The following is a 25,679-nucleotide window of genomic DNA, read 5'->3' on the forward strand; positions in this document are numbered from 1 at the left end:
GTGCGATCGATGCCGTTTCCCGTACCGTTGTCGCAGGTAGTTCGCGGTGAATTCGCGAAGAGGTCGCTCGTGCAGGTTCCGACACCGACGTCCGTTTCGGCGGAAGGGAAACCGACATGCGTGCTTTGACCGTTGTTCCGTATCAGGCCGGATCGTTGAGCATTCAGGACGTGCCCGATCCCGTCCCTGGACCGGACGAGCTTCTCGTCGACGGCATCTCGCTGGGTATCTGCGGTACCGATCGCGAGATCGCCACCGGCACCTACGGGTGGGCACCGCCCGGGCGCGAGCGCCTGATTCTCGGGCACGAGTCGCTCGGCCGGGTACGGACAGCACCGGACGGAAGTGGCTTCGCCGCAGGCGATCTCGTCGTCGGGATCGTGCGCAGGCCTGATCCGGTGCCGTGTGGTGCGTGCGCGCGCGGCGAGTTCGACATGTGCCGCAACGGGCAGTACGTGGAGCGCGGGATCAAACAGATCGACGGGTTCGGGTCGAGTCAGTGGGTGGTGCTCGCCGATTACGCGGTGAAGCTGGATCCGTCGCTGGAGCGGGTCGGGGTGCTGATGGAGCCGACGACGGTGGTTGCCAAGGCGTGGGATCAGATCGAGCGGATCAATCAGCGTGCCTGGTTCGAGCCGAAGACAGCGCTGATCACCGGCGCGGGACCGATCGGCTTGTTGGCGGCCCTGCTCGGTGTTCAGCGTGGGCTCGACGTGCATGTGCTCGATCGGTCGACCGAGGGCCCCAAGCCCGGGTTGGTCGCCGATCTCGGCGGCACCTTCCACACCGGTTCGGCGGCGGAGGTGGCGGCGAAGATCGACCCGGATGTCGTGATCGAGGCGACCGGCGCGCCCGCGGTCGCGCTGCAGGCAGCGGAGATCAACAATCCGGGCGTGATCGTCTGCCTGACCGGGGTGTCGACCCCGGGCAACGAGGCCGAGGTCGACGTGGGCGCGCTCAATCGCAACATCGTGCTCGACAACGCGCTGGTGTTCGGTTCGGTGAACGCGAACCGCCACCACTACGAGCTGGCGGCCCAGTCGCTGGCGAAGGCGGACCCGCAGTGGCTGGAACGGTTGATCACCCGGCGACTGCCGCTCGAGCAGGCGACCGAGGCGTTCGCCGCGGGCGGGTCCGATATCAAGGTCGTCATCGACCTGGCCTGACTACCGCAGGTCGGCGGCCGCGGACTCGGTCGTGGGGACCGCGCAGCCGTCGGGGCCGCAGGTGTCGCCCTCGGCGATGGGCTGGAGGGTGGGGCGGTCGTTCCAGGCGGTGTTCAGCGCGCGGGTGAACGTTTCAGCGGGTTGGGCGCCCGAGACCGCGTATTTGCCGTCGAAGACGAAGAACGGGACACCGGTGGCACCGAGCGCGGCGGCTTCGGCTTCGTCGCGGCGAACCGCGTCGGCGTAGGCATCAGGGTCGGCCAGCACCGTGCGTACCGAGTTCTCGTCCAGGCCCGCGCGCACAGCCAAGGCCACGAGACGTTCGGTGTCGCCGAAGACGGGTTCGGGCTCGGCGAAGTTGCCTGCGTAGAGGGCGTCGAGCATGGCTTCCTGTTTGCCCTGGTCGAGGGCGTAGTGCAGGAGTCGGTGCATGTCGAAGCTGTTGCCGGAATCGCGTCCCGAGGTTTGGTAGGGCAGGCCAATCGCCGCGGCTTGGGCGCCGATGCCGCGTTCGTTGGCGGCGGCCTGGTCGACGGTGATGCCGTACTTCTGGGCGATCGCCGGAATGACCGGGCGGGTGGAACCGGCGGGCAGAGTCGGATCGAGTTCGAAGGACCGGTGCACCACCTCGACGTCGTCGCGGTGCGCGAAGCCGGCCAGCGCTTCTTCGAAGCGGGCCTTGCCCAGGTAGCAGAACGGGCAGTTGATGTCGGTCCAGATCTCTACTCTGGTGGACAAGCGGGCCTCCTGCGGCGCATCGAGGGTGCGGCGGCGGTCCGCCGAACAGATCTGGACAGGCGTTCGAATTCGGGGAGTACAACGCCGGCTACGAAGCCGCTATTCCCTGGCGCGTCCGGGCACGACGGGACGAGCACGAAGGACATCGATGGGGTTCGAGCAGCGGAGGGGGTGGGTGCAGGTGCCTGAAGGACTGGTGGTGCCGCGCGCGCTGGGCGGATTGTGGGCGGTGCGGCACGCGCAGAGTGCGGCCAATGTGTGGTTCGCCGACCCGGCGACCGGGCAGCGGCCGATGCCGGGCACCGATGCCGCGGTGGAGTTGACCGAGCACGGGCAATGGCAGGCGCGACGCCTCGGCGACTGGCTCGCGGGGTTGGCCGGTGTGCAACGACCCACGCTGGTGGTCTGCTCTCCCTACTTGCGCACCAGGGTCACCTGGGCGGTGATGGCCGAGGCCGCCGCCACCCGCAACCGGCACCTGAGCCCGATCCGCACACTGGTCGACGAACGGTTGCGCGATCGGGAGATGGGCGTGTTCGAACTGCATCCGTACCGGGCGATCCGGCGCCGCGCCCCCGAGGAGGGCCTACGCCGTGAACAGGTCGGCAACTGGGTGTATCGACCGCCAGGCGGGGAATCGCTGGCCGATGTGGCGTTGCGGGTACGCAGCTTCCTCGACGAACTGGATGTGGTGGCCGCGGGCGAGCAGGTCCTGGTGCTGACCCATGACGCGGTGGTGGTGTCGTTGCGCTACATCCTCGACGGACTCGGTGCGCCCGTCCCGGATTCGCTCGAGCCGGTGCCCAACGCGTCGGTGTCACAATGGCGGCGCGAGGGTCCGCGGCTGGCGTTGCGGGTGTGGGGTTCGGTCGACCATCTGGCACTGGGCGAACAGACTGGTTGAGTCCTCATGGGGGTGGCGCGTGGTGGTCGGTGCGATCGGCGACGCGGTGCCCGGCTCGGTCTCGGTGCGAGCTCCGGGGTGTACCTGTGGTCGGCGCGGCTGCCGGTGGGCGGCGGCGACGGACTGACCGGTCTGTCGGTGGGAGAATGCGCGGGTGGATGTCGCGATCGGTCTGGTTGTCCTCATCGGCTCGGCGACGGCACTGGCGGCGCTGGCGCGGCGATTCGGGGTGTCCGAACCGCTGGTGCTGACGTTGGCCGGGGTGGCCGCGTCGTATCTGCCGATGGTGCCGCAGGTGCACCTCGAACCGGAAGTGGTGCTGCTCGGGTTGCTGCCGCCGCTGCTCTACACCGCCGCGCTGCGCACGTCGCTGGTCGATTTCAAGGACAACCTGCGCACCATCGCGTCGCTGTCGGTGGGTCTGGTGCTGTTCAGCACGTTCGCGGTCGCACTGGTGGTGTGGTGGTTGCTGCCGGTGCCGTTCGCGGCGGCGGTCGCGTTGGGTGCGGTGGTCGCTCCCCCGGACGCGGTCGCCGCGACCGCGGTTGCCCGGCGCACCGGGATGCCGCGCAGCATCGTGACGGTGCTCGAGGACGAGTCGCTGTTCAACGACGCGACCGCGCTGGTGGCGTTGCGGTCGGCGATCGCGGCGATGGCCGGTGCCGTGACCGCATGGCAGATCGGTGGCGATTTCCTGCTCGCCGCCGTCGGTGGCGGGGTCATCGGGGCCGTGGTGGCGGCAGCATTGGCGATGGTGCGCAGGCGGATCACCGATCCGGTGCTGGATACCTCGGTGTCGCTGCTCGCCCCGTTCGTGGCGTATCTGCCTGCCGAGCATTTTCACGCCTCGGGCGTGATCGCGGTCGTGACGTGCGGGATGATCCTCGGTCACGGCGCGCAACGGTGGCAGGGGGCCGCCTCACGCGTCGCCGAAACCACCAATTGGCGCACCATCCAGTTCATCCTGGAGAGCGCGGTGTTCTTGATCATCGGGTTGCAGGTGCGCTGGATCGTGGAGGGCGCTTGGGACAGCGGGTTGGACCACGGCACTCTCGTCGTCACGGCGGTGGGTGTGCTGGCCGCGGTGATGCTGGCACGCCCGGTGTGGGTGTTCACGCCGGTGCTGGTGGCCAGGCTGTTCGGGCGCGCGAGCGAGCCGTTGAGTCATGCGGCGGTGGTGTCGTGGGCGGGGATGCGCGGGGTGGTGACGTTGGCGGCGGTGTTGTTGCTGCCCGACTCGACGCCGCAGTTGCCGGTGCTGGAACTGCTCGCCCTGGTGGTGGTCGGTGGCACGCTGCTGGTGCAGGGCAGTTCGTTGCCCTGGCTGGTGCGGTTGCTGCGGTTGCGTGGGCCGAGCCGGGAGGAGGACGCGCTCGCGAAAGCCGATCTGCTGCAACAGGCTTCGACCGCCGGTCTGGCCGAACTCGACCGCGGGATCGGACCCGACACCCCGGAACCGGTGATCGAGTCGCTGCGCCAGCGACTGATCTGGCGTTCCAACGCCGCGTGGGAACGGTTGGGCCGCCCGGAAGCCGAACTGGTGACACCGACCGCGGAGTACCGGCGGCTCCGGCTGGCGATGCTCGCCGCCGAACGTGACGCGGTGCTGAAGGTTCGCGACGCGGGGGCAGTGGATTACGAAGTGCTCCAACATGTGCTGGCCCGGCTCGATCTCGAGGAGTCGATGATCGACCGGTTCGACGAGAGCGACGACGAGCGCCGCGCCGAACCGCTCTCGACCGCGGCCGGTGCGCGGGGGTGCGCGCATCTGGACGACGCGCCGCTACTGGCGGAACCCGCCGGTGAACTGGTGTGCCAGACGTGTCTGGACGAGGGTCTGCGCTGGGTGCATCTGCGAATGTGCACCGCCTGCGGGAACATCGGCTGTTGCGAGTCCTCGATCGGCGACCACGCGAGCGCCCATTACCGGAACTCGGCGCACCCGGTGATGCGCAGCGTGGAGCCCGGCGAAGCCTGGCGCTGGTGCTACGTCGACCAATTGCTCGGATGACTCCGGACTCCGAGCAGCGGCCCGGCTACCCGCGGTGGGAGTAGATCAGGCGGGCGTACTCGGCGAGCAGGTGGTCGAGTTCGGTGGATTCGCCTGCGGCAGCTAGCTGTTGGTAGCCGATGATCATCGCCATCCCGAACTCGGTGACGACGGTGGCGGTCGCCGTGTCGTCGACGACGCCGTCGATCACGCGGTGCACGGTGCGCCGACGTGACTCGTCGACCCGCTTGACGGTGACGTGCACCGATTCGTCGTTGGCCGCCCAGGCGCGCAGCGCGGCTTCGGCACCGTGTTCGAGTCCGCTGGCCAGCACCGACATGGCGCGTACGTCGGCGTCGGCGTCGCCGTGGCCGACGTCGAGCGCGCGTAGCTCGACCATCTGACGGTTCTCCCAGTGTTCGAGGAGGGTGTCGACGAAGCCCTGCCACGAGCCGAAGTGGTGATAGAACGAGCCGCTGGTGACGCCGAGGCGACGGCAGAGCACCCCGATGTTGAGACCTTTGAAACCGAACTCGGCGAGCACCGCCACCGCGGTGTCGAAGTACTGCTCCTTGGTGACCACTCGGGACATCGCGATGCCGTTCTGTTCGTGCGGGCAGGGCCGAAGAATGCGAACAGTACCCCATCGTATCGAGCCCCCGCGCGAACGTAACGTTGTCTACGCTGTGCTCGAATCGGCCATATGGGCAACGAAATACCAAGTGGCGGAACGAAATACGTGCACAACAGCCCAAAAGCCCATCCGAATGGAATAGCAGAGCAGACGCTCTGTAAACTTTTGTTCATGCCGAGACCGCGCACCCACGACCCGCAGACGGTTCTGGACGCCGCCGAGAACCTCGCGGCCAGTTCCGGACCCGCCGCTGTCACGGTGCGCGCGGTCGCCGCCGCTACCGGAGTATCCAACGGCGCGCTCTATCACACATTTCAGTCTCGACAGGTTGTGCTGGCGCGCACCTGGTTACGCGCCGCGCACCGATTCCTCGCCCTCCAGAACGCCGGCATCGACCGGGCCGTCAAGGCGTCCGACCCCGACACCCGTATCGATGCGGTTCTCGACGCGGCCGAGGCACCGGCGCGCCTGGCCGAGGTTCACCCCGACTCGGCGCGCCTGCTGCTGATCGTCGACCGCGCCGAACTGCTCGCCGGCGATATCCCACCGGCTTTGGCGCAGGAGATCGCCGACACCGAGAAGGCGCTCCTCGCCGCCCTCAACCGGCTCGCGCGCGCCCTGTGGGGTCGCGCCGACCGACGTGGCGTCGCCACCGTCACCACCTGCCTGGTCGACCTGCCCACCGCGCTGCTGCTGCGCCGCGAACGGCTCACCGACCCCCTGGCCCGCGCCCAGCTGCGTGCTGCCGTGCGTGCCGTCCTCGACCTCGGTCCCCACTGAAAAGGAAACCCATGCCCACACTGCGCCACCACGATTCGATCGCCGTGCTCGACCTCGGCGACGGCGAGAACCGCTTCTCCCCCGAGTTCCTCGACGACATGAACACCCACCTCGACACGGTCGTCGCCGAGGGCGCGTCCGCGCTGGTGACCACCGCCACCGGCAAGATCTACTCCAACGGTCTCGACCTGGACTGGCTCTCGGCCAACGGCGACCGGGCCGCCGAATACGTCGCGGCGGTCCACACCCTGTTCGCCCGGGTCCTCACCTTGCCGATGCCGACGGTCGCCGCGATCGGCGGACACGCCTTCGGTGCGGGTGCGATGGTCGCCATGGCGCACGACTACCGGGTGATGCGCGCCGACCGCGGCTACTTCTGCTTCCCCGAAGCCGACATCCGCATCCCGTTCACCAACGGCATGGCCGCGCTCATCCAAGCCAAGACGACTCCCAAGACCGCCGTCGCGAGCATGACCACGGCCCGCCGCTTCGGTGGCCCCGACGCGCTGGCACTGGATCTGGTCGACGCCACCGCCGCCGAAGGCGAAGTTCTCGATGCCGCACTGGCATTGGTCGCACCGCTGGGTGGCAAGGACCAGACCACGATGACGGCGATCAAATCCGTCATGTTCGCCGACGTCCTCGACGCGCTGCGCAACCGGGACTGATCAGGGCAGCCGGGGGCCCTTGCCCAGGTAGATGTCACCACGGTCATCGCCTGCCCAGCCGCCCCCGGTGTAGTCGCCCAGCACGAAACACGCATCGCAGAACTGCTTGCCGAACACGGTGAGGTAGATGCTGCGATAGGAGCTGATCGCCCGCATCTTCACCGACTTGTAGGCGGCCTGTGCCGGTGGTTGCGCTTCGAGGAACGCGTAGCGGCGGAAGTCGGCGACCGGCTCGGTCGAAAACCGAACCAGCCCTAAGCGACTCAGGTTCCCCAGGTAATGGTGGTCACGGTCGGGCAGCGCACACCCGGCCATGGCGGCGATCATGTTGATGCCGTCGGCCAGCCGTTGCGAGCCGATCCCGAACGGGGCCTTGGTGCGGATGTCGATCGCGGGCTGCGGTCCGGCGACCGCGAGGAAGCGCAGGATCCGCGCTTCGTCCGGTGTCAGGTCGTGCAGGATCGGCACGAACGAGGGATGCAGCTCGCGTGGCTGTTGCGCGCAATCCCAGCCCTCGGTGATCATCGCGTCGCCCATCGCCTTGAGATCGGCAGCGTCGACCTTGGTTTCGACCGGACCGTAGACGCCGGTGGCGGTGCTGGTGAGGCCGAGCGCGCTCAACGCGGTGCGGCGCAACACATCCATCCGTTCGTCGAAGATCTGCGACATCGGCTCGCCCGCGCGGAGATCGTCGACGAGGTCGGTGGCGGTGTGCACAGCACCCTTGGTCACCGCTGCGACGATGTGGCGCAACGACAGTCCGGCGATGCGTGCCAAACCGAGCAGATCGGTGGGGATTCCGGGTTCGCGATCAGGGTCGGGTTCCATGTTCACGCTCCGAAGATCAGCAGGTGCAGTGCGCCGATGACGGCGCCGAGCAGACCACCGTGCAGATACAGCAGCCAGGCGTCCTGTTCGATGGCGGTGTACAGCATTTCGACGAACTCCTCCGGCGGCAGTTCGCGCAGTTTCTCGGTGGCGAGCCGGTCGACGCTGGCCGCGGTGGTCTGGGAGAACTCGACGTCGTCGACCAGCCACGGCTTCATCTCGGTGGCCAGGCTCGCGCCGGCGGTGGCCTGGATGGCGTCGAAATGCGATGGCCCGATCGCGAGCCGGGTCACCGAGCGCAACGGGCCGAGGATCCGGTCGATCTCGACCTGGAGGAAATGCGCGATGACCGCGCGGGTCTTGTCACCGCTCGGCCCGTCCAGCAGTTGCTCGGTGACGACGTCGAGGGTGACGATCTGATACCCGATCGCATGCCCCAGATCGGCCGCGGCCTGGTACTGCCGTTTCGCGAATTTCGCGACCCCCCACGGATATCGGTAGCGCGGCTGCGGCACGGCGGGTTCGAACACCACTTTGATCGCGATGATGTTGACCAGCACACCCACCGCCGCGCCACCGGCGAGCACCCACGCCCACGCCGGCAGGAAATGCAGGATGCCGTAGAGCCAGCCGGGCAGCGAGATCATCGCCGGGGTGTCGCCGTGCGGTGTGCTGTAGTGCAGCAGCGACAACCACAGCGCCACGATCACCCCGAACGGGAACCCCAGCACCCCGCTGCGGACCATGAACCGCAATTCCGGCGCACCGAGCCCGTAGATCACGTCCTTGAGCAGTTCGGGCCGTCGGCGCAGATAGCCGACGACCATCAGTTTCACATCGAGGAGCTGGTCGATGTTCGCGCCGATGAAGTCGAACGCGCGATCGGTGACCGCGGGCAGTTCGGCCTCGACCCGCGTGTACACGGCTTCGCGTGCGCGCGGGGGCATGTCGGCCCACAGCCGCGGGTGCTCGGCGACCATGATCGAGTCGACCATCGAGCGCACGTTCGGCAGCGCCACCAGCGCGACCTGCGCGGAGATCTTGCGCGGATCCATCTGGTCGAAGAAGTCCTTGGCGGTGCCGATCTTGGCGACGGCGTTGTCGACCATCAGGCTCGCCATCTTCTCCGAGCGGGCCGGGATGAACCCCTGGAAGCCGAGGATGCCGCCGGGGGCGAAGGTCGGCAGGATCTGCACTTTGCGCGGCAGCAGCGGGAAGATCGTTTTCAGGCCCGGTACGTAGAAGCCGGTGAAGCGGACCGGCGCGAACAGCATGATCACCCCGGTCCAGTTGGTGATCAGACCGGCCATCGCGCTGAAGATCGGGATGGTGATCATGTCGACCCAGAACTTGCTCAGACCGGTCGTCTTCTCCCAGTCCAGCAGGCCGAAGAAACCCGCCGCCTCGATCCCAGCATTCATCCGGCGTCCACTCCGTTGTGTGGCGAACATCGCGCGTAGAGCCATCATAGGCGAACGAACCCGCTGGTCCGGGCACTTCCGCCGCTACCCGCTATACCGGAGCAAACACCGGATCAAGGCCGGACGTGAGAGTCTCGCCGAGCCCGCGCGGACGATGAACGCCGGTCAGTGCGTGGTGTTGACCAGCAGCAGATTGGTGTCGATGTCGTGGGTGACCTTGTTGGCTACCGAGCCCAAAAGTCGTGCGGGACCGCTCATTCCGCGGTTTCCGATCACGACGAGGTCGTATTTCCAAGCCGAGTTGCAGATCGCCTCCGCGGCGGGGACGCCGGTGAGGACGTCGCGACCGAACAGTTCCGGGTCCTCCACGGCGATCTGGCCTTCCACCTCGATCAGCGTGTCGACGCCGTCGTCGTCGGTCTTGGCGGAGGTCACCAGGAACGGGCGCGCACCGAGCGCCACGGCGACGTCGTAGCCGCGACAGACCGCGGTCAGCGAACTCGTCGAGCCGTCGGTGGTGAGGCCGACGGTGGTCCAGCGTTTGGGGATCTTGCGGGTGAACACGACGTCGGTCTGGCTGTGATGGGACACGTGATTGGCCGTCGAACCGAGCAGGCGGGCTTTGGAACTGCCCAAGCTGCCACCCGCGATCACGAGCAATGTGCCCGGTTCACGCTCGGCGGTCTCGAGCAGTAACGCACCTGCCGTGCCGTCGAGTTCGATGCGGACGACCTCGGCCACACCGGCCTCGAGCAGCGCTTCGGCGGCCGCGCGGGTGTTCTCCGCGGCCCACTCGACATCGGTGCCCGATTTGCGCCCCGCGCTCCACACACTCACCGCGGCGACCGGGACGCCGAGGCGCCCCGCGAGCTCCCCCGCCACCGCTACCGCCGTCTGCGCGGACTCCGAGCCGTTGGTTCCCACGATGATGCGCTGGTAGCAACCCATGTGACGCTCTCCGATCGACGGCAGGTCAGCTGCGCTGTGGCCCACAGTATAAGCGCAGCACACTGCGGGCAACCGGCACGGTTGTGCGGGTCCACGCCGGCGTGCTACCGGTGTGGTGGCGCCGAGGGCAGCGGCAAACGTTTGAGGTGCAGGGCGTTGAGGGCGACGATCAGGCTCGATCCCGACATGGCCATCGCGGCGATCTCCGGGCGCATGGTCAGACCCCAGTGGGCGAAGACTCCGGCCGCGATCGGGAGGGCGATGCCGTTGTAACCGACAGCCCAACCCAGATTCTGGTGTTCTTTGTGGACGGTGCCGCGGCCGATGCGCAGAGCGGTCGACACCGCGTACGGGTCCGAGCGCATGAGTACCACGTCGGCGGTCTCGATGGCGACGTCGGTGCCTGCGCCGATGGCGATGCCGAGATCGGCGCGGGCCAGGGCAGGCGCGTCGTTGACGCCGTCGCCGACCATCGCCACCTTCTTGCCGGTGCGCTGCAGATCGGCGATCCGGTCGGCCTTGTCCTCGGGCAGGACGTCGGCGATCACCGTGTCGATACCGAGGTCGTGCGCGATGCGTTCGGCCGTGCCCGAGTTGTCGCCGGTCAGCATGACCACGTCGACGCCGAGTTCGTGCAGCGCGCGCACGGCGTCGACGGCGGTCGGGCGTGCGGCGTCGGCCAGCGCGATCACCGCTCGCGCGTGTCCGTCGACGGCGACCAGGACGGCGGTGTAGCCCGCGGCGGCCAGCTCGTCACGGTGTTTCGCCAGCTCGCCCAGTTCGATGTGTTCGGCATCGAGCAACCCTCGGCTGCCCACCATCACGTGCTGCCCCTCGACGGTGGCCTGTGCGCCGCGACCAGCCACATTCTGGAAATCGGTAGCCGAGACAATCTGCGCACCACGGTCTTTCGCGTAATCGACAATCGCTCGGGCGAGAGGATGTTCGGACTCGAGTTCCACCGCCGCGGCCAGCGCCAGCACGCTGTCGGCGTCGACGCCGCGCGCGGTGAGCACGTCGGCGACTTCGGGTTTGCCCTTGGTGAGCGTGCCGGTCTTGTCCATGACGACCACGTCGATACGGGCGGAATCCTCGAGTGCGGTCGCGTTCTTGAACAGCACACCACGTTTCGCGCCGAGACCGGTGCCGACCATGATCGCCGTCGGCGTCGCCAGTCCCAACGCGTCCGGGCAGGTCACCACCACCACGGTGATCGCGAACAGCAGCGCCGTGCTCAGCGACGCCCCGACGAGCAACCACACCATCAGCGTGGTCAGGCTGCCCAGCAGCGCGACCAGGGTCAGCCAGAACGCGGCCCGGTCGGCCAGCCGCTGACCGGGAGCCTTGGAATTCTGTGCCTGCTGCACCAATTCGACGATCTGGGCCAGGGCGGTATCGGACCCGACCTTGGTGGCCCGCACCCGCAGGCTGCCGGTGGTGTTGATGGTCGCGCCGATCACCGCCGCGCCCGGCTGTTTAGGCACCGGCATGCTCTCACCGGTCACCATCGACTCGTCGACGTCGCTCGACCCGTCCAGCACGGTGCCGTCGACGGCGATCTTCGAGCCGGGCCGCACCAGCAGCACGTCACCGACCCGCACGTCGGCGGTCGGCACCTCGGTTTCCTCGCCGTCGTGGAGCACAACGGCTTTCGGTGGCGACAGATCCAGCAGGCTCGTCACCGCGTCCCCCGCCCCGCTGCGGGCCCGCATCTCCAACCAGTGCCCCAGCAGCACGAACGTCGCCAGCATCGTGGAGGCCTCGTAGAAGACCTCACCGCCACCGGTGAACGTCACATACAGCGAATACAGCCAGCCCGTCCCGATACCCACCGCGACCAGCACCATCATGTCGAGGGTGTGGGCCTTCAGCGCCTGCCACGCCCCGGTGAAGAAGATCGTCGCGGAGTAGAAGATCACCGGCACGCTCAGGATCAGCATCCAGATGTCGGCGCGCATCCCGAAGGGTGTGGGCAGATGCAGACCGAGCATGTGGGTGGCCATCGGTGACCAGAGCATCACCAGGGTGGAGAAGACCAGCGCGACGAGGAACCGGTTGCGCATGTCGCGAGCCATGTCGTCCATCGACATCGACGCGTGCCCGCTGTGCGTGTGCCCACCACCGTGCGCGGCTCGCGGCTGATCGTGCGCAGGCGCGGGATGACGCGAGGACTCAGCGTGCGCTGGCATGGCTGGCGGCGCGTGGCCGACCACGGAAGCGGTGGAATGTTCGGGTGAGGTGGTGGATTCGGCACCGTGCGTGGCGCGCCGAGTGTGGGCCGTCGGCTCGCTCGTCGGGTCGCAGACGTGGGTCGGGACGGAGCGCCCCGCGCAGTGGTAGCCACAGTCGCGGACCCAGGTGCGCAGGTCGGCCACCGATGTTCGGGTGGGATCGTAAGTGACAGTGGCGGTTTGGGCGACCGGATTCGGGTCGACAGCGAGCACGCCGGGTCGGTGGCGCAACCCGTTGGTGAGTACACCGTGGGAGCTGGCGCGCAGTTGCCCGCCCACGTGCAGGACGGTCGTCGCGGAGATCGGTTGATCCTGCGGGTCGGGCATCGCCGCTCCTGTCGCCGGTCGTGCGCCCGACGCGACAGCGCCCCGCGCTACTTCCCAGCGACTCTACCGGCGGCCGGTGACGAGTCGGCGCAGGTCACCGCGGTGTCAGGAAGACCCGACGCCGCGGTGACGGCGATCGTGTCAGAGGCTGACGCCCAGCAGCGCGTCGACGGCGGTGCGGATCAGGGCGGGGGCGTCGGTGTCGGTGCCGCCGTAGGCGATGGCCTGTTCGGCCCAGTTGTCGATCGCGTCGAGGGCCTTCGGGGTGTCGAGGTCGTCGGCCAGGTGCTGACGCAACCGGGCGACGGTGTCGGTGGCCGAGGGGCCCGTGGTGAGCGATACGGCTTCACGCCAGCGGTCGAGGCGGGTCTGGGCGGCGGCGAGCACCTCGTCGGTCCACATGCGATCGGACCGGTAGTGCCCGGCGAGCAGGCCGAGGCGGATCGCGGCGGGGTCGACACCGGAGCGGCGCAGCTTCGACACCAGCACGAGGTTGCCTTTGGACTTCGACATCTTCTCGCCGTCGAGGCCGATCAGACCGGCGTGCACGTAGTGGCGGGCGAAGCGGCGGGCGCCGGTGATCGCCTCGGCGTGCGCGGCGGAGTATTCGTGGTGCGGGTACATCAGGTCCGAGCCGCCGCCCTGGATGTCGAATTCGGCGCCGATGCGGTTGAGCGCGATCGCCGCACACTCGATGTGCCAGCCGGGCCTGCCCGCGCCGAAGGGCGCCTGCCAGGACGGCTCACCGGGGCGTTCGGCACGCCACAACAGGGCGTCGATGGTGTCGCGTTTACCCGCGCGGTCCGGATCGCCGCCGCGTTCGGCGAACAGCGTCTCCATGGTCGCGCGGTCATACCCGGATTCGTACCCGAACTGCTCGGTGGCGTCGGTGCGGAAGTAGATGTCGGGGTACTCGGCATCGTCGACGGTGTACGCGGCGCCGGCGGCGACGAGCTTCTGCACCAGCTCCACCACCTCCTCGACCGACTCGATGGCACCGATGTAGTGCCGCGGCGGGAGTACCTGCAGCGCGGTCATGTCCGCACGGAACAGCTCGATCTCGCGGCTGCCGAGGTCGCGCCAGTCGATGCCGTCGCGTTCGGCGCGTTCGAACAGCGGGTCGTCCACATCGGTGACGTTCTGGACGTAGTGCACGTCGTGGCCCGCGTCGCGCCAGATCCGGTTGACCAGGTCGAACGTGAGGTAGGTGGCGGCGTGCCCGAGGTGGGTGGCGTCGTAGGGGGTGATGCCGCAGACGTACATCTTCGCGGTCGCACCGGGGGTGACCGGGCGGATCTGTCGATCGGCGGTGTCGTACAAACGCAACGGGGGCCCTGTTCCGGGGACGGTCGGCAGGGCGATATCGGACCAGGACTGCATGTCTTCGAGGGTAGAGCCCCTGTCGATGTGCTCGGCTCGCGGCCCGGCTCATGGGGTTGCTCGCGGTGTCGCGGCACGGCCCGCTACCTGCACACAAACGTGTTCGGGCGCCTTCGTCAAGGTTTGCGCTCGAGCAGATCCCCTGGTCACAGGGATAACGGGGCGAATCGGTCGTGTTGTGCCCAGTGTGTGCTCCGACCTGGGCGAACGGTTGCCATCGCGATCATTGTCACAGTCCACAACTCCCTGTGAGTACCTATTGATACTTATAGGTACGTTCGTTTACGGTTGTTTCATGACAGATCGTCTCTATTCGGTGGAGCAAGTCGCCGAACTGCTCGGGCTGCATGTCCGCACCGTGCGCAGTTATGTGCGCGACGGCAAACTCCCCGCCGCCCGCATCGGCAAGCAGTACCGCATCACCCACGAAGACCTCGAGACGTTCACCGGACTGCCGATCACGACACCGCGGACAGCACCCCATCGGCATGCCGAGTCGTCCTGCATCGTCGAGATCGACGACATCGACCGCGCCACCGTCGACCGGATCACCACCCTGCTCACCGCCACCGCAGGCACCCGAGGCGCGGGCGGTCAGCGCATGCGCGTGGAGACCAGCTACGACCCGGCCCGTCATCGCCTCAAAGTGATCCTGCTCGGCAGCCTGGCCGACAGTTCCCGCCTGCTCGACTACCTGGACGGAATCCTCAGCTCATGATCTACAAGTCCGACGAAGGCCGACGGCTCGTCGAACAGCGCTACCGCGAGCATCTCGACGCGTGGCCGGTCCCGCATGAGGAACTGCGGATCGACACCGGAGTCGGCGAAACGTTCGTCGTGGTCTCCGGGCCCGCGGACGCACCGCCGCTGGTCGTGCTGCACGGCTCGGGCGCCAACGCGAGCACCTGGCGCGGCGACATCGCCGACTGGTCGCGAAGTTTCCGCGTGTACGCAGTGGACCTGCCCGGCGAACCGGGATTCAGCGCCCCCACCCGGCTCGCTTTGGACAGCGACGCGACCGCGAACTGGCTCGATGAGGTCATCGACGGACTCGGCCTCGACACCGTGGCCATGGTCGGCATGTCACTGGGCGGGTGGACCGCGCTCGATTACGTGCAGCGCAGGCCGGGACGGGTCACGACACTGGTCCTGTTGTGCCCGGGCGGGCTGGGCAAGCATCGATACGGCTGGCTGGTGAAGGCGATCGGCCTGCGGATGATCGGCAGGCACAGCGTGCGCGATATGGCGCGCACCGGTCTGGGTGTGAATGGGGCGGAAGCGGACTCGATCATCGATGACATCGAACTGACCTTCACGCATTTCTCGCCCCGCCCCGGAAAGCTGCCTGTTTTCCGCGACGAACAACTACGCGAAGTGGACATCCCGGTCCTGGTAATCGTCGGCGAACGCGACGCCCTGTTCGACTCGGCAGGCACCGCCGAACGCGCCCGCGGTGCTTTCCCGCGAGGCGAGGTCCGTGTGCTTCCCGGCGTCGGACACGCTCTGCTGAATCAGACTGCGGCAGTGCGGGAATTCGTCCGGACGCAGGCCGACTGAAACGTCGGCGCCACCGCTCCCCGACGTGCGGCGACACCGAAAACGATCACATCAGAGCGGGCGGCACTGCATCTGCGCGGCAGCGGGGAGCTGCTGCGTCGCGTAGAACGCGGCGCCGACCTCGTTGCCCGCCTTCACGGTCAGGTCGGGCAGCGGCGCACCGGCGTGGTCGGTGGAGGAGCAGACGAAGGTCTTCTCCCCGAACCAACCGGCGGGAAACGCCTGCGCGGGCGCGGCGATCGCGGCGGCGGCACCGGTGAGCAGCAACGCGGCAGCGGACGCGGTAACGATAGAACGGGTCGACATGTGGTTCCTCAGATCTCGCGGGGACAACGAAAGTGCTTGGAGCACACTAGCACCGGCGCTGACCAGGCAACAGAGCCGCGGCGATCGCGAGAGATCCGCAGCGAGCACGGATATCGCGATCGCCGCTGCACTCCGAACAGGCCTCAGTCGACGAGGTAACGCAGCAGCACCGCGGTCTCGAAGCGCCTCGTTTCGACCAGTCGGAGCCCGATGCGCTTGTCCAGTGCCGGGAACATCGGGGTGCCGCCGCCGAGCACGATGGGCGAGACGAACACCTGATACTCGTCGATGAGCCCGTGCGGCATCAGCGAGGCCGCGAGGCTGGCACCACCCACCTCCATCACGCCATCGCCTTCGGACTTGAGCCTGCGGACCTCCTCGACCGCGTTCTCGCTGACCAGGGTGCTGTTCCACTGCACTTCGGTGAGTGTCCGGGAGAACACGACCTTGGGCTTGGCCGTCCACAGTTCGCCGAACTCGCGCTGGATAGGCGGGGCGTCCGCGGGCACGTGCGGCCAGTACTCGGCCATCAGCTCGTAGAGCCGGCGACCGTTCAACGCGACCTCGAGCCCGCGGAACCGGTCGTTGTGGAATTGGTGCAGCTCGTCGTCCGGGTCGGTCCAGTCGATGGAGCCGTCTCGGTCGTTGACGTAACCGTCGAGGGACACGCCGAATCCGTAGATCAGTTTCCTCATAACCGTGTAGACCCCTTTCGCGTTCGAAACTCATCGGACCTCACCGGATAACGAAGCCGGACCAGCATCTGCTCTCCTCGCATCGATGTCCCGCGATCCTCGCACCCGTGACACCCTTGTGCTTCCGAAAAGCTGCTACCGCTCGGCGTCGGTGGTCAGATACACCACGAGATCGCGGGGCAGGCCGTGGGTGTCGTGCAGGTAGTGATAGTCGTCGCCGGTCAAGGGTCCACTGAAACGGCGGTGGGACAAGACCTTTCGACCGCGCTGCAGGAGCAGATCGAATTTGCGTTCCTCCGCGAGCAAGAGGGTGCGCACGTCCCGGGAGGGCACGGATTGCCGGAAGTGCCCGAGGGTGTGGTCCACCAGCTCGATCGGCAGGTCCAACAGGGTCCGGGTCGGATCGTCGCGCCACAATGTGGTCAGGGTGCGCCGGATCAAGCGCCGTAGGATGTGACCGCGGCCGGACGGGGACGGCGTGACCCGGTCGCCGAGGACAACGATGCTCGATCGCAGATGGTCCGACAGCAGTCGCAGCGACCGCTCGTCGAGCGGACCCCAGATGCGGGACAGGGTGGACAGCCAGGGCCGGAGAATATCGATCTCGAAGACGGACTGTGTGTTCTGCAGGATCCGTACCAGTCGTTCCAGCCCCATGCCGGTGTCGATGCAGGGTTGTCGCATCGGTTCGAGGCTGCCGTCGGGATGCCGGACGTAGCGCATCATGACGTGATTCCACACCTCGACCCACCGTTCCTCGGATGTCGGTGTGCCCCGCGGTAGTTCGTCGCCCGTCCAGACGAAGATCTCGGAGTCGGGCCCGCAGAGCCCGGTCGGGCCGTTGTCCCACCAGTTCTCGTCGGTGGTCGGTTCGACCGGCACACCCAGTTCCTCCCAGGTGCGCCACGACTCGTGGTCGGGCTCGACGTGGTCGTCACCGCCGAACACCGTGACGTGCATCCGCCCAGGGTCGATGCCGAAGCCGTCGCGCAGCAGTTCGAATCCCCACCGTAGGCTGCGCGATCCGCCGTAGTCGCCGAGTGACCACGACCCGAGCATCTCGAACACGGTGAGGTGGGTGTCGTCGCCGACTTCGTCGAGGTCGGTGGTGCGCAAGCATCGCTGCGAACCGGTGAGCCTGCGGCCGAGCGGGTGGGGTCGGCCCATCAGATACGGGGTCAGCGGGTGCATGCCGGAGGTGGTGAACAGCACCGGATCCGCCGGCGAGGGGATGAGCGTTCCGCCCGGCGTGAGTTCGTGCCCGCGTTCGCCGAAGAAGTCGAGGAAGGTCTGAACGGTCTGGTCTGTGGTGATCATGGTGGTTGCTCCATCGATGTGACATCGACCGGAAGCGGCGACCATGACGAACGCGACTGTACCGACGCGCGCCAGCGGACCGTTTCCGGTCGCCGGCGTGGGAGAGAAGGTCAGGCGGCAGCGACCGGCGAGCGGGGAGCTCGTGCGGCCGCGGCGGCGATACGTGAATCGACCTTCATAGCTGAACGGTAGCAACCGCACCGGTGCGAGCACGACCGATTTTCGTTGCCGACCCTGCGCTCAGAAGGCGGGCCAGGGAATCGGGCGCGAGGAGTTCGGGATCGGCATCACGGGATGGTCGAGCAACGCTTTCGCGCGTTCGGTGAGTGCGGTGATCTCGGCGTCGGTGATGTGGATGGCCAGCGAATCGGCAACGGCACCGGGCAGATTCGCGGCGAAGGTGGTGATGTCAGGGATCAGTGACTCGTGCACCGGTCGCCCCGCCCAGCCCCACAGCACGGTGCGCAGTTTCGGTTCGGTGTGCAGGCAGATGCCGTGGTCGACGCCGTAGACCTGACCGTCGACACCTTCGAGCGCGTGACCGCCTTTGCGATCGGCGTTGTTGAGCAACAGATCCAGCACCGCCATGCGTTGCAGGCGCGGATCGTCGGCGTGGATGAGCGAGACCTCGTTGCCCTGTTCGTCGAGCGCGCGCAGCACTTCGCAGAATCCCTCGGGCACGGTCCCCGGCGTGCACAGGTCGACCAGGTCGAGGCGTTGCCGGTTGTCGGTGCGGTTGTCGACCGAGGTGACCCAGCGCTGCACCATGCCCGGCCCCAACGGCCCGTCGCGCAGCACGGTTTCGGGGATGACACCCCAGCCGAGGTGTTCGGAGATCAGGTACGACGCGACTTCGCGGCCCGCGAGGGTGCCGTCCGGGAAGTCCCACAGCGGTCGTTCGCCACGCACCGGCTTGTAGACCACCCGCAGCGGGGCACCGTCGGGTTCGGGTGCGGCGATCTCACAGACCAGCGTGAGATTGCTGGCGACGCCGATCCGCCCGACGATGTCGAGTTCGCCTTCGGTGATCACCGGCACGCGATCACTCCTCTTCGAGCTCGGCAGCACCGAAGATCTCGCCGCGCTTGTACCCGTTGGTGCGCACACACATGTGCCCGCGCGAGGACAGCGGTTCCCCGCACAGCGGGCACGGTGGGCGCCCCGCCGCGATCACCCGCGCCGACCGCAACGCGAACTCGCGTGCCTGGATCGGGGTCAGGAACACCCGCACCGCGTCGGGGCCTTCGTCGGTGTCGTCGAGCACCACCGACTCGTCGACCTCGGTCTCGGTGATCGCGAGCAACTCGACCACAACGGCGTTGGCGTCGGAATCCCAGCCCAGACCCATGGTGCCGACCCGGAATTCGGTGTCGATGGGGGTGACCAGCGGCGCGACATCGCGCACGTCCTCCCCCTCGGGTGGCACCTCGGCGCCGAAGCGGCGCGCTACCTCGTCGAGCAGCAAACCCATCCGGTCCGCGAGCACCTTCACCTGCTGCTTCTCCAGCAGCACACTCACCACCAGCGGCTCCTGCACGGCCTGCAGGTAGAACGAACGATCGCCCGGTTCACCGACGGTCCCGGCGACGAAACGATCGGGGGTGCGAAATACATGGATTGCGCGTGACACATGCACCTCCTGATACGTGACCCTGATCGACACTCACGAACACACTCCTCTAAGGAGAATCGCGGTGCCCCGCATTCCCATTATCCGCGTTTGTGTCCGTCGGCACCTCTCCACCGGGTGTCGGTGTCGGCGGTGCGCTCGCGGCCAGCGCGGAAAGGTCGGAGCCCGTGTCGTTGAACTTCCACACCGACGGCCCGTGCGGGCTGTAGCGGACGACGCTGATCGAGGCCGGTTCCACCGCGATCCGCTGAAAACTGTCCAGGTGCAGACCGAGTGCGTCGGCCAGGATCGATTTGATGACGTCGCCGTGCGCGCACGCCACCCACAGCACATCCCGGCCCGCCTTCTCGGCCAGTGTGCGTTCGATATCGCGGATCGCGGCGACCGCCCGCTGCTGAACCTGGGCCAGCCCTTCCCCGCCGGGGAACACCGCACCCGAGGCGTGGCCCTGCACGACCCGCCACAGCGGTTCGGTGACCAGCTCGGCGATCGGGCGCCCGGTCCAGTCGCCGTAGTCGACCTCGATGAGACGTTCGTCGTGATCGGGTTCGAGACCGAGTTTCTCGGCCAGCGGCGCCACCGTGCGCTGGCAGCGCAGCAGCGGTGAGCTGGCGATGTGTTCGATCGGCAGCATCGCGAGCCGGTCGGCCACCGCGGCGGCCTGTTCGGTGCCGCGCTCGGTGAGTTCGACGCCGGGGGCGCGGCCCGCGAGGGTGCGCGCGGTGTTGGAGGTGGACACTCCGTGCCGGAGCAGGATCACCGTCATGGGACCAGCCTAACCATGGAAGAGCGTCATCCTCAGGTCGCGGAGACGACGCCGGCCGACAACAGGGCCAGCATCGTCACGCCGAGGATGATCCGGTAGCCGACGAACCAGTAGAACGAATGCTTGCCGACGAACTTCAACAGCCAGGCCACCGAGGCGTACCCGACGGCGAACGCCACAATGGTGGCGACCAGCAACTGTGGCCCGCTGGCATTGAGTCCCTCACCGGCCGGTTCGAACGCGTCGGGCAGGCTGAACAGGCCCGATGCCGTCACCGCGGGGATGGCGAGCAGGAACGAGAACCGCACGGCCGCTTCGCGCTCGAGGCCGAGGAACAGACCCGCGGTCGAGGTGGCACCGGAACGCGAGACACCGGGGATCAGCGCCAGACACTGCGACAGACCCATGATGATGCCGTCGCGGGTGGTGAGCTGCTCGATCGAACGCTCCTTCTTGCCGAAATGCTCACCCGCCGCGATCACCAGCGCGAACGCGACCAGCATGAACGACACCAGCCACAGATTGCGGGCCCCGGTGCGGATCTCGTCCTTGAACAGGTAGCCCAGCACCCCGATCGGGATGGTGGCGATGATCACGTACCAGCCGATGCGGTAGTCGAGTTCGCGCTGGGTGTCGCGTTCGTGGGCGTCACGGGCACTGCGATCCATCACCGGCAGCTTCGTGGTGACCCGGTCGCCCACCGCGACCTCGCGCTGGGAACGTTCCCGCCAGCGCATCCCGAGCGTGGTGAACCAGGCGATGAGGATGCGCCAGATGTCCTTGGCGAAATACACCAGCACCGCGGCCTCGGTGCCGAGCTGGGTGACCGCGGTGAACGACGCGCCCGCGTCGTCGCCGAAGAACACGCCCGACACGATGCGCAGGTGCGCCGAGGACGAGATCGGCAGGAACTCGGTGAGTCCCTGCACTAATCCGAGTACCAATGCCTGGAACCAGGTCATCGCCTCGCCCACCGCGTCCTCCTGCTGACTCGCGCCCGAAAGACGGCGTCCTCCTGGGCTTTTGCTTCATATCCGGCCATCACGGCCACGATCTCGCAGCGACCCTACCCGTCGTCGCCCTCGGTCGTCGCCGTCGGCGTCACCGAGATCGGGTTGCGCCGCGCCGCGGCGCGGGTCGCCGAACGAGGTTGTGCTGGTGCGCGCATTAGGCTGTCGCCGTGACGAATGCGCGGGCGCGGTGATGGAACAGCGAACGGTGGGACGCAGCGGACTTCGGGTGTCGCGAATCGGGTTGGCGACCCATACCTGGGGAACACATACCGATGCCGACGAGGCATCGGTGCAGTTGGCGGCGTTCACCGAGGCCGGTGGCACGCTCGTCGACCTCTCCCCCGTCTACGGCGAGGGTGCGGCGCAGCGGATCCTGGCGGATCTGCTCGGCGATCTGGTGTCGCGTGACGAATTGGTGCTCAGTGGCAGTGCCGGTGTGGTGATGCACGCGCCCGGTGCCGGGGTCGGCGATTCGGTGCCCGCGCCGGCGGCGGTGGGCCCCGTGGTCGACGCGTCGCGGCGCACGCTGCTCAAACAACTCGACCGGACTCTGCTCGAACTCGGCACCGACCATCTCGACATCTGGAGCATCGCCGCCTGGGATCCGTACACGCCCCTCGATGAGGTCGCGGCCACCCTGGACACCGCGGTGCGGACCGGCCGCACCCGGTACGCGGGTGTGCGCGGCTTCGCGGCCTGGCAGCTGGCGAGTCTGGCCGCGATCGCGCCCATCTCGGCGGCGCAGACCCCGTACTCGCTGCTCGCGCGCGGCACCGAGAACGATGTGATTCCCGCCGCCCGCCACCACGGGGTCGGCATCATCGCGTCGGCACCGCTGGCGGGGGGAATCCTGACCGGCAAGTACCGCGACGGTGTTCCCGCGGATTCGCGGGGCGCCGATGAGTCGACGGCGGCCGAGATCCGGCGCAGGCTCGACGACGATCGCGCGACCCGGGTGGTCGATGCGCTGGTCACGGCCGCGGACGGGCTCGGCACGTCGCCGCTGGCGGTGGCGTTGGCCTGGATCCGTGACCGGCCGGGCATCGCGAGCATGATCGTCGGTGCCCGCGATATCGGCCAGCTCACCGGTGTGCTGGCCGCCGAGACCCTCGAGTTGCCGCGGGCGATCGCGGCGGCACTGGACGATGTGAGCGCCCGTTCCGAATGATGGCTAGCCTTACCTGCATGAGACCGCGTGGTGTGCTGATGGCGATGCTCGCGGCGACGGTGCTGACCGGCGCCGTCGCTTGCACCGGAAGCAATCCTGCATCGACTGCCAATTCGGGCGGGCCGGTGACTGCCCAGCTCGCCGACCTCGACCCCGTGCCGATCGGGCCCGCGCCGACGTCGCGGTTGCCGGTGACGGTGAAGTCCCATGACGGCTCCGACGTGACGATCGCCGACACTTCGCGGATCATCGCCGTCGACCGGTACGGCACCCTCGCCCAGACGGTGTGGGCGCTGGGTCTTGGCGCGAATCTGGTCGGCCGCAGCACGTCCGCCTCGTTTCCCGCCGTCGCGGCGGTGCCCAACGTGGCTGGTGGCAATGGCAGCCTCAGCGTCGAAGCGGTGCTGAATCTGCGTCCATCGGTGTTCCTCACCGATACCACCAGCGCGGCACCCGCCGTGCGTGAGCAGTTGCGGGCAGCCGGGGTGACCGTCGTGTATTTCGACCCGGATCGCAGCATGGACGGTGTCGTCCCGCAGATCGAGGCGGTGGCCACCGCGCTGGGTGTACCGGAAGCGGGTAAGCAGCTCGGCGCGCGCACCAGCGCGGAGATCGCCACCGCGACAGCACGGGTGCCCGAGCAGGATCCGCAGCCCAAGATCGCGTTCCTGTACCTGCGCAGTACCGCGATCACCATGATCGCCGGCCGCGGTTCGGGTGCCGATTCGCTGATCGCCGCGATCGGCGGAGTGGACGCGGGCACCGCTGCCGGCGTCAACGAACCTTTCGTCACCATCACCAGTGAGGCGATGATCGCCGCCTCCCCCGATGTACTGCTGGTGATGTCGGACGGACTGAAATCGGTCGGTGGCGTCGACGGACTGGAGAAGGTGCCCGGCATCGCCCAGACTCCGGCGGGTCGCAGCCGACGCGTGGTCGACATGTCCGACGCGGTGATCCTCAGCTTCGGCCCCAACACCGGCCGCGTCGTGTCCGCCTTGTCCGACGCCGTCTACGGAAAATCCGCATGAGCGATGCGCCCGACCTGACGACGTCCACGGAAACCTCGCGGATCACCGACGCCACCCCCGATCCCCTGCCACCCACCACGCACCGCGGCACGCGCGTCACCGTCGTGTTCACTGTCGCGCTGCTGGCACTGGTCGCGCTGGCCGTGGTGTCGGCGGTGCTCGGACAGGTGCCGACGACCGCCGCCGAGGTACTGGGCAGCGTGGCGCACCGGATCGGTCTTGACATCGGGCCCATGCCCGCGCATCCGGCCGGTGAGGTGACGCTGTGGGAGGTGCGGTTTCCCCGTGTCGCCCTGGCCGTGCTCGTCGGGGCTTCGCTCGCGACAGCGGGCGCCTTGCTGCAGGGGGTGTTCGCGAATCCGCTGGCCGAACCCGGCGTTATCGGGGTGTCGGCGGGTGCCGCGGTCGGGGCGGGCACCGTCATCGTGGTCGGTGGCGCGTTCGTCGCCTCCTGGTCGGTGGCCGCGGCCGCGTTCGTCGCCGGTTTGATCACCACCGCGCTGGTCTACGTGCTGTCGAGGTCGGGCGGGCGCACCGAAGTGGTGACGCTGATCCTCACCGGTGTCGCGATCAACGCCTTCGCGGGCGGATTGATCGCGCTGCTGCTGTTCGTCGCCACCCCCGCCGCACGGGATCAGATCGTGTTCTGGCAGCTCGGCAGCCTCAACGGCGCCACCTGGCCGTCGGTGGCGGTCGTGGCAGTGCTGGCGGCGGTCGGCATCCTGGCCGCCATCCTCATCGCACCACGCCTGGATCTGCTCGCACTCGGCGATTCCGCGGCCCGCCACCTCGGTGTCGATGTGGAACGGCTGCGCAGGCAGGTGATCGTGGTGGTCGCCGTGCTCACCGCCGCGGGTGTGGCGTTCAGCGGCATCATCTTGTTCGTCGGCCTGATCGTGCCCCACCTCGTGCGCATGATGGTCGGCCCCGGCCACCGGGTACTCGTCCCACTGAGTGCGATCCTCGGCGCGGTCGTACTGCTCGGCGCCGACGTCGTCGCCCGCACCCTGGTCCGCAACGCCGACCTACCGCTGGGCATGCTCACCTCCCTGATCGGCGGGCCGTTCTTCTTCTGGCTGCTCCGCCGAACGCGAGCCCGCGCGGGAGGCTGGGGATGATCCGCACCCGCGATCACGCCGTCGTCACACCGGGTACCGACGACAGGGACGACCAAGCCCGTCGCCGCACCTCCTGGCGTTCACTGTTCGCCCGAACGCCGGACGTGCCGACGCGTCCCGAACCCGGCACGGTCACCCTGCGCGCCACCGGGCTCACCGTGCGGCGCGGCACCCGCACCGTTCTCGAAGCGGTCGATTTCCAGGTGGCGGCAGGCGAAATCGTCGCGCTGGTCGGTCCGAACGGCGCGGGCAAATCCAGCCTGCTCGCCGCCCTCGCCGGTGAACTGGAACCGAGCGCGGGCACCGTGAAGCTCGAAGGCCACGCGCTGTCCCACTGGACCCACGCCGACATGGCCCGCCGTCGCGCGGTCCTGCCCCAATCCCATGCCGTCGGCTTCCCCTTCACCGCGCGCGACGTCGTCGCCATGGGCCGCGCCCCCTGGCTGCACACGCCCGCCGCCGACAACGACGACTCGCTCATCGCCTCGGCCTTGGCCGCCACCGACGTCACCCACCTCGCCACGCGGGTGTTCCCGTCGCTGTCGGGCGGCGAACGCGCCCGCGTGGCCCTGGCTCGCGTCTTGGCCCAAGACACCGCGACCCTCCTGCTGGACGAGCCGACCGCCGCTCTCGACCTCGGCCATCAGGAAGCCGTCCTCCGCCTGGCCGTCAGACGCGCCGCCGAGGGCACTGCCGTGGTCGTCGTCGTGCACGACCTCGGTGTGGCCGCCGCCTACGCCGACCGCGTCACCGTCCTGGACGCGGGCCGCGTCGCCGCCGACGGCCCCCCACGCGAGATCCTCACCAGCGAACTGCTCACCGCCGTCTACCGCCACCCCGTCGACGTCTTCGACCATCCGGCAACCGGCGCCCAACTCGTCCTGCCGGAACGCGGTCAGAACTGACGGACCGGATTCGAACGCAGCCTTCGCTCGACACGCGGATTCGGCGGCGGACGGCCGAGCACGCCTGAGTAGGCACGCCTGAGTAGGCTGGGCGCCGAGGTTGTTCGTCCATTGCGGTCATCGTCGCGCGACGATCGGTCTACTCGTCGCCCCCGAAG

Annotated in this window: 25 protein-coding genes; 11 read left to right on the forward strand and 14 right to left on the reverse strand. The window is 68.2% G+C overall.

The window, feature by feature from the left end; translation table 11 throughout:
- The first annotated feature begins 116 nt into the window (after positions 1 to 116).
- Complete coding sequence (locus ACWZHB_RS11420; protein ID WP_427907908.1) at positions 117 to 1,166, forward strand: glucose 1-dehydrogenase; 1,050 nt, start codon at positions 117 to 119, stop codon at positions 1,164 to 1,166.
- Here ACWZHB_RS11420 and ACWZHB_RS11425 read toward each other — a convergent pair whose 3' ends face one another.
- The gene (locus ACWZHB_RS11425; RefSeq protein ID WP_427907909.1) at positions 1,167 to 1,904 is read right to left on the reverse strand and encodes a DsbA family oxidoreductase; all 738 of its coding nucleotides are present in this window, start codon (positions 1,902 to 1,904) and stop codon (positions 1,167 to 1,169) included. It lies immediately after the preceding gene.
- Positions 1,905 to 2,085: 181 nt separating this feature from the next.
- Between ACWZHB_RS11425 and ACWZHB_RS11430 the strand changes: the two genes are divergently transcribed.
- Entirely contained in the window at positions 2,086 to 2,808 is a 723-nt protein-coding gene (locus ACWZHB_RS11430; protein ID WP_427907910.1) for a histidine phosphatase family protein, read from the forward strand.
- Positions 2,809 to 2,962: 154 nt separating this feature from the next.
- Positions 2,963 to 4,819 (forward strand): Na+/H+ antiporter, encoded by a 1,857-nt coding sequence (locus tag ACWZHB_RS11435; RefSeq protein ID WP_427907911.1) that lies wholly within the window; start codon positions 2,963 to 2,965, stop codon positions 4,817 to 4,819.
- 25 nt (positions 4,820 to 4,844) lie between these two features.
- Here ACWZHB_RS11435 and ACWZHB_RS11440 read toward each other — a convergent pair whose 3' ends face one another.
- On the reverse strand, positions 4,845 to 5,390 hold the full coding sequence (locus ACWZHB_RS11440) for a TetR/AcrR family transcriptional regulator (RefSeq protein WP_378629092.1): 546 nt from the start codon (positions 5,388 to 5,390) through the stop codon (positions 4,845 to 4,847).
- A gap of 213 nt (positions 5,391 to 5,603) precedes the next feature.
- On the opposite strand from ACWZHB_RS11440, the gene ACWZHB_RS11445 reads away from it, so the two are divergent.
- Both ACWZHB_RS11445 and ACWZHB_RS11450 read left to right on the forward strand, forming a co-directional pair.
- On the forward strand, positions 5,604 to 6,212 hold the full coding sequence (locus ACWZHB_RS11445) for a TetR family transcriptional regulator (protein ID WP_427907912.1): 609 nt from the start codon (positions 5,604 to 5,606) through the stop codon (positions 6,210 to 6,212).
- Between the two features lie 11 nt (positions 6,213 to 6,223).
- On the forward strand, positions 6,224 to 6,880 hold the full coding sequence (locus ACWZHB_RS11450; protein WP_427907913.1) for an enoyl-CoA hydratase-related protein: 657 nt from the start codon (positions 6,224 to 6,226) through the stop codon (positions 6,878 to 6,880).
- On the opposite strand, the gene ACWZHB_RS11455 is transcribed toward ACWZHB_RS11450, so the two are convergent.
- The 5 genes from ACWZHB_RS11455 to mshC all read right to left on the reverse strand — a co-directional run bounded on the left by ACWZHB_RS11455 (position 6,881) and on the right by mshC (position 14,015).
- Positions 6,881 to 7,708, reverse strand: coding sequence for an Abi-alpha family protein (locus tag ACWZHB_RS11455; protein WP_427907914.1), 828 nt, complete (start codon positions 7,706 to 7,708; stop codon positions 6,881 to 6,883). It lies immediately after the preceding gene.
- 2 nt (positions 7,709 to 7,710) lie between these two features.
- A complete protein-coding gene (locus tag ACWZHB_RS11460; protein ID WP_427907915.1) occupies positions 7,711 to 9,129 on the reverse strand; it encodes a hypothetical protein in 1,419 nt (472 codons plus the stop codon).
- 165 nt (positions 9,130 to 9,294) lie between these two features.
- Entirely contained in the window at positions 9,295 to 10,077 is a 783-nt protein-coding gene (locus ACWZHB_RS11465; protein WP_427907916.1) for a universal stress protein, read from the reverse strand.
- A gap of 104 nt (positions 10,078 to 10,181) precedes the next feature.
- Positions 10,182 to 12,635: a heavy metal translocating P-type ATPase gene (locus ACWZHB_RS11470; RefSeq protein WP_427907917.1), complete on the reverse strand. Its 2,454-nt coding sequence runs from the start codon at positions 12,633 to 12,635 to the stop codon at positions 10,182 to 10,184.
- 141 nt (positions 12,636 to 12,776) lie between these two features.
- Positions 12,777 to 14,015, reverse strand: coding sequence for a cysteine--1-D-myo-inosityl 2-amino-2-deoxy-alpha-D-glucopyranoside ligase (gene mshC / locus ACWZHB_RS11475; RefSeq protein WP_427907918.1), 1,239 nt, complete (start codon positions 14,013 to 14,015; stop codon positions 12,777 to 12,779).
- Between the two features lie 295 nt (positions 14,016 to 14,310).
- Between mshC and ACWZHB_RS11480 the strand changes: the two genes are divergently transcribed.
- Together ACWZHB_RS11480 and ACWZHB_RS11485 are read left to right on the forward strand one after the other, a co-directional pair.
- Positions 14,311 to 14,733 (forward strand): helix-turn-helix domain-containing protein, encoded by a 423-nt coding sequence (locus ACWZHB_RS11480; RefSeq protein ID WP_427907919.1) that lies wholly within the window; start codon positions 14,311 to 14,313, stop codon positions 14,731 to 14,733.
- Positions 14,730 to 15,572 (forward strand): alpha/beta fold hydrolase, encoded by an 843-nt coding sequence (locus tag ACWZHB_RS11485; protein ID WP_427907920.1) that lies wholly within the window; start codon positions 14,730 to 14,732, stop codon positions 15,570 to 15,572. The genes ACWZHB_RS11480 and ACWZHB_RS11485 overlap by 4 nt, the downstream gene beginning before the upstream one ends.
- Positions 15,573 to 15,623: 51 nt before the next feature.
- Here ACWZHB_RS11485 and ACWZHB_RS11490 read toward each other — a convergent pair whose 3' ends face one another.
- From ACWZHB_RS11490 to ACWZHB_RS11520, 7 genes are all read right to left on the reverse strand, one after another.
- Complete coding sequence (locus ACWZHB_RS11490; RefSeq protein ID WP_427907921.1) at positions 15,624 to 15,878, reverse strand: hypothetical protein; 255 nt, start codon at positions 15,876 to 15,878, stop codon at positions 15,624 to 15,626.
- Positions 15,879 to 16,021: 143 nt separating this feature from the next.
- Positions 16,022 to 16,573, reverse strand: a complete 552-nt coding sequence (locus ACWZHB_RS11495) for a dihydrofolate reductase family protein (protein ID WP_427907922.1) — start codon at positions 16,571 to 16,573, stop codon at positions 16,022 to 16,024.
- 135 nt (positions 16,574 to 16,708) lie between these two features.
- Entirely contained in the window at positions 16,709 to 17,890 is a 1,182-nt protein-coding gene (locus tag ACWZHB_RS11500; RefSeq protein WP_427907923.1) for an alanine--tRNA ligase-related protein, read from the reverse strand.
- Positions 17,891 to 18,130: 240 nt separating this feature from the next.
- Positions 18,131 to 18,928 carry an SCO1664 family protein gene (locus ACWZHB_RS11505; RefSeq protein WP_427907924.1) on the reverse strand — a complete coding sequence of 266 codons (798 nt, stop codon included), beginning with the start codon at positions 18,926 to 18,928 and terminating at the stop codon, positions 18,131 to 18,133.
- 4 nt (positions 18,929 to 18,932) lie between these two features.
- The gene (locus ACWZHB_RS11510; protein WP_056820470.1) at positions 18,933 to 19,520 is read right to left on the reverse strand and encodes a DUF3090 domain-containing protein; all 588 of its coding nucleotides are present in this window, start codon (positions 19,518 to 19,520) and stop codon (positions 18,933 to 18,935) included.
- Between the two features lie 49 nt (positions 19,521 to 19,569).
- Positions 19,570 to 20,286 carry a histidine phosphatase family protein gene (locus ACWZHB_RS11515; RefSeq protein ID WP_427907925.1) on the reverse strand — a complete coding sequence of 239 codons (717 nt, stop codon included), beginning with the start codon at positions 20,284 to 20,286 and terminating at the stop codon, positions 19,570 to 19,572.
- A 32-nt stretch (positions 20,287 to 20,318) separates the two neighbouring features.
- A complete protein-coding gene (locus tag ACWZHB_RS11520; RefSeq protein WP_427907926.1) occupies positions 20,319 to 21,260 on the reverse strand; it encodes an undecaprenyl-diphosphate phosphatase in 942 nt (313 codons plus the stop codon).
- Between the two features lie 229 nt (positions 21,261 to 21,489).
- Between ACWZHB_RS11520 and ACWZHB_RS11525 the strand changes: the two genes are divergently transcribed.
- The 4 genes from ACWZHB_RS11525 to ACWZHB_RS11540 are packed head-to-tail and all read left to right on the forward strand — an operon-like array spanning position 21,490 to position 25,521.
- Positions 21,490 to 22,467 carry an aldo/keto reductase gene (locus ACWZHB_RS11525; protein ID WP_427909137.1) on the forward strand — a complete coding sequence of 326 codons (978 nt, stop codon included), beginning with the start codon at positions 21,490 to 21,492 and terminating at the stop codon, positions 22,465 to 22,467.
- A gap of 17 nt (positions 22,468 to 22,484) precedes the next feature.
- Positions 22,485 to 23,498: a heme/hemin ABC transporter substrate-binding protein gene (locus ACWZHB_RS11530; RefSeq protein WP_427907927.1), complete on the forward strand. Its 1,014-nt coding sequence runs from the start codon at positions 22,485 to 22,487 to the stop codon at positions 23,496 to 23,498.
- Entirely contained in the window at positions 23,495 to 24,616 is a 1,122-nt protein-coding gene (locus tag ACWZHB_RS11535; RefSeq protein ID WP_427907928.1) for a FecCD family ABC transporter permease, read from the forward strand. Before ACWZHB_RS11530 ends, ACWZHB_RS11535 begins: the two co-directional genes overlap by 4 nt.
- Entirely contained in the window at positions 24,613 to 25,521 is a 909-nt protein-coding gene (locus tag ACWZHB_RS11540) for a heme ABC transporter ATP-binding protein (RefSeq protein ID WP_427907929.1), read from the forward strand. Before ACWZHB_RS11535 ends, ACWZHB_RS11540 begins: the two co-directional genes overlap by 4 nt.
- The last annotated feature ends 158 nt before the right edge of the window (positions 25,522 to 25,679 follow it).

Source organism: Nocardia sp. FBN12 (genome assembly GCF_054031145.1).

Excerpts from the sequence above, each read along its gene's own strand:
- ACWZHB_RS11440 (WP_378629092.1), bottom strand. The coding sequence starts at position 5,390 with ATGTCCCGAGTGGTCACCAAGGAGCAGTACTTCGACACCGCGGTGGCG.
- ACWZHB_RS11515 (WP_427907925.1), bottom strand. The coding sequence starts at position 20,286 with ATGACGGTGATCCTGCTCCGGCACGGAGTGTCCACCTCCAACACCGCG.
- ACWZHB_RS11455 (WP_427907914.1), bottom strand. The coding sequence starts at position 7,708 with ATGGAACCCGACCCTGATCGCGAACCCGGAATCCCCACCGATCTGCTC.
- ACWZHB_RS11470 (WP_427907917.1), bottom strand. The coding sequence starts at position 12,635 with ATGCCCGACCCGCAGGATCAACCGATCTCCGCGACGACCGTCCTGCAC.
- ACWZHB_RS11460 (WP_427907915.1), bottom strand. The coding sequence starts at position 9,129 with ATGAATGCTGGGATCGAGGCGGCGGGTTTCTTCGGCCTGCTGGACTGG.
- ACWZHB_RS11535 (WP_427907928.1), top strand. The coding sequence starts at position 23,495 with ATGAGCGATGCGCCCGACCTGACGACGTCCACGGAAACCTCGCGGATC.
- ACWZHB_RS11500 (WP_427907923.1), bottom strand. The coding sequence starts at position 17,890 with ATGATCACCACAGACCAGACCGTTCAGACCTTCCTCGACTTCTTCGGC.
- ACWZHB_RS11485 (WP_427907920.1), top strand. The coding sequence starts at position 14,730 with ATGATCTACAAGTCCGACGAAGGCCGACGGCTCGTCGAACAGCGCTAC.
- ACWZHB_RS11530 (WP_427907927.1), top strand. The coding sequence starts at position 22,485 with ATGAGACCGCGTGGTGTGCTGATGGCGATGCTCGCGGCGACGGTGCTG.
- ACWZHB_RS11465 (WP_427907916.1), bottom strand. The coding sequence starts at position 10,077 with ATGGGTTGCTACCAGCGCATCATCGTGGGAACCAACGGCTCGGAGTCC.
- ACWZHB_RS11540 (WP_427907929.1), top strand. The coding sequence starts at position 24,613 with ATGATCCGCACCCGCGATCACGCCGTCGTCACACCGGGTACCGACGAC.
- ACWZHB_RS11445 (WP_427907912.1), top strand. The coding sequence starts at position 5,604 with ATGCCGAGACCGCGCACCCACGACCCGCAGACGGTTCTGGACGCCGCC.
- ACWZHB_RS11495 (WP_427907922.1), bottom strand. The coding sequence starts at position 16,573 with ATGAGGAAACTGATCTACGGATTCGGCGTGTCCCTCGACGGTTACGTC.
- ACWZHB_RS11480 (WP_427907919.1), top strand. The coding sequence starts at position 14,311 with ATGACAGATCGTCTCTATTCGGTGGAGCAAGTCGCCGAACTGCTCGGG.
- ACWZHB_RS11450 (WP_427907913.1), top strand. The coding sequence starts at position 6,224 with ATGCCCACACTGCGCCACCACGATTCGATCGCCGTGCTCGACCTCGGC.
- mshC (WP_427907918.1), bottom strand. The coding sequence starts at position 14,015 with ATGCAGTCCTGGTCCGATATCGCCCTGCCGACCGTCCCCGGAACAGGG.
- ACWZHB_RS11420 (WP_427907908.1), top strand. The coding sequence starts at position 117 with ATGCGTGCTTTGACCGTTGTTCCGTATCAGGCCGGATCGTTGAGCATT.
- ACWZHB_RS11490 (WP_427907921.1), bottom strand. The coding sequence starts at position 15,878 with ATGTCGACCCGTTCTATCGTTACCGCGTCCGCTGCCGCGTTGCTGCTC.
- ACWZHB_RS11525 (WP_427909137.1), top strand. The coding sequence starts at position 21,490 with ATGGAACAGCGAACGGTGGGACGCAGCGGACTTCGGGTGTCGCGAATC.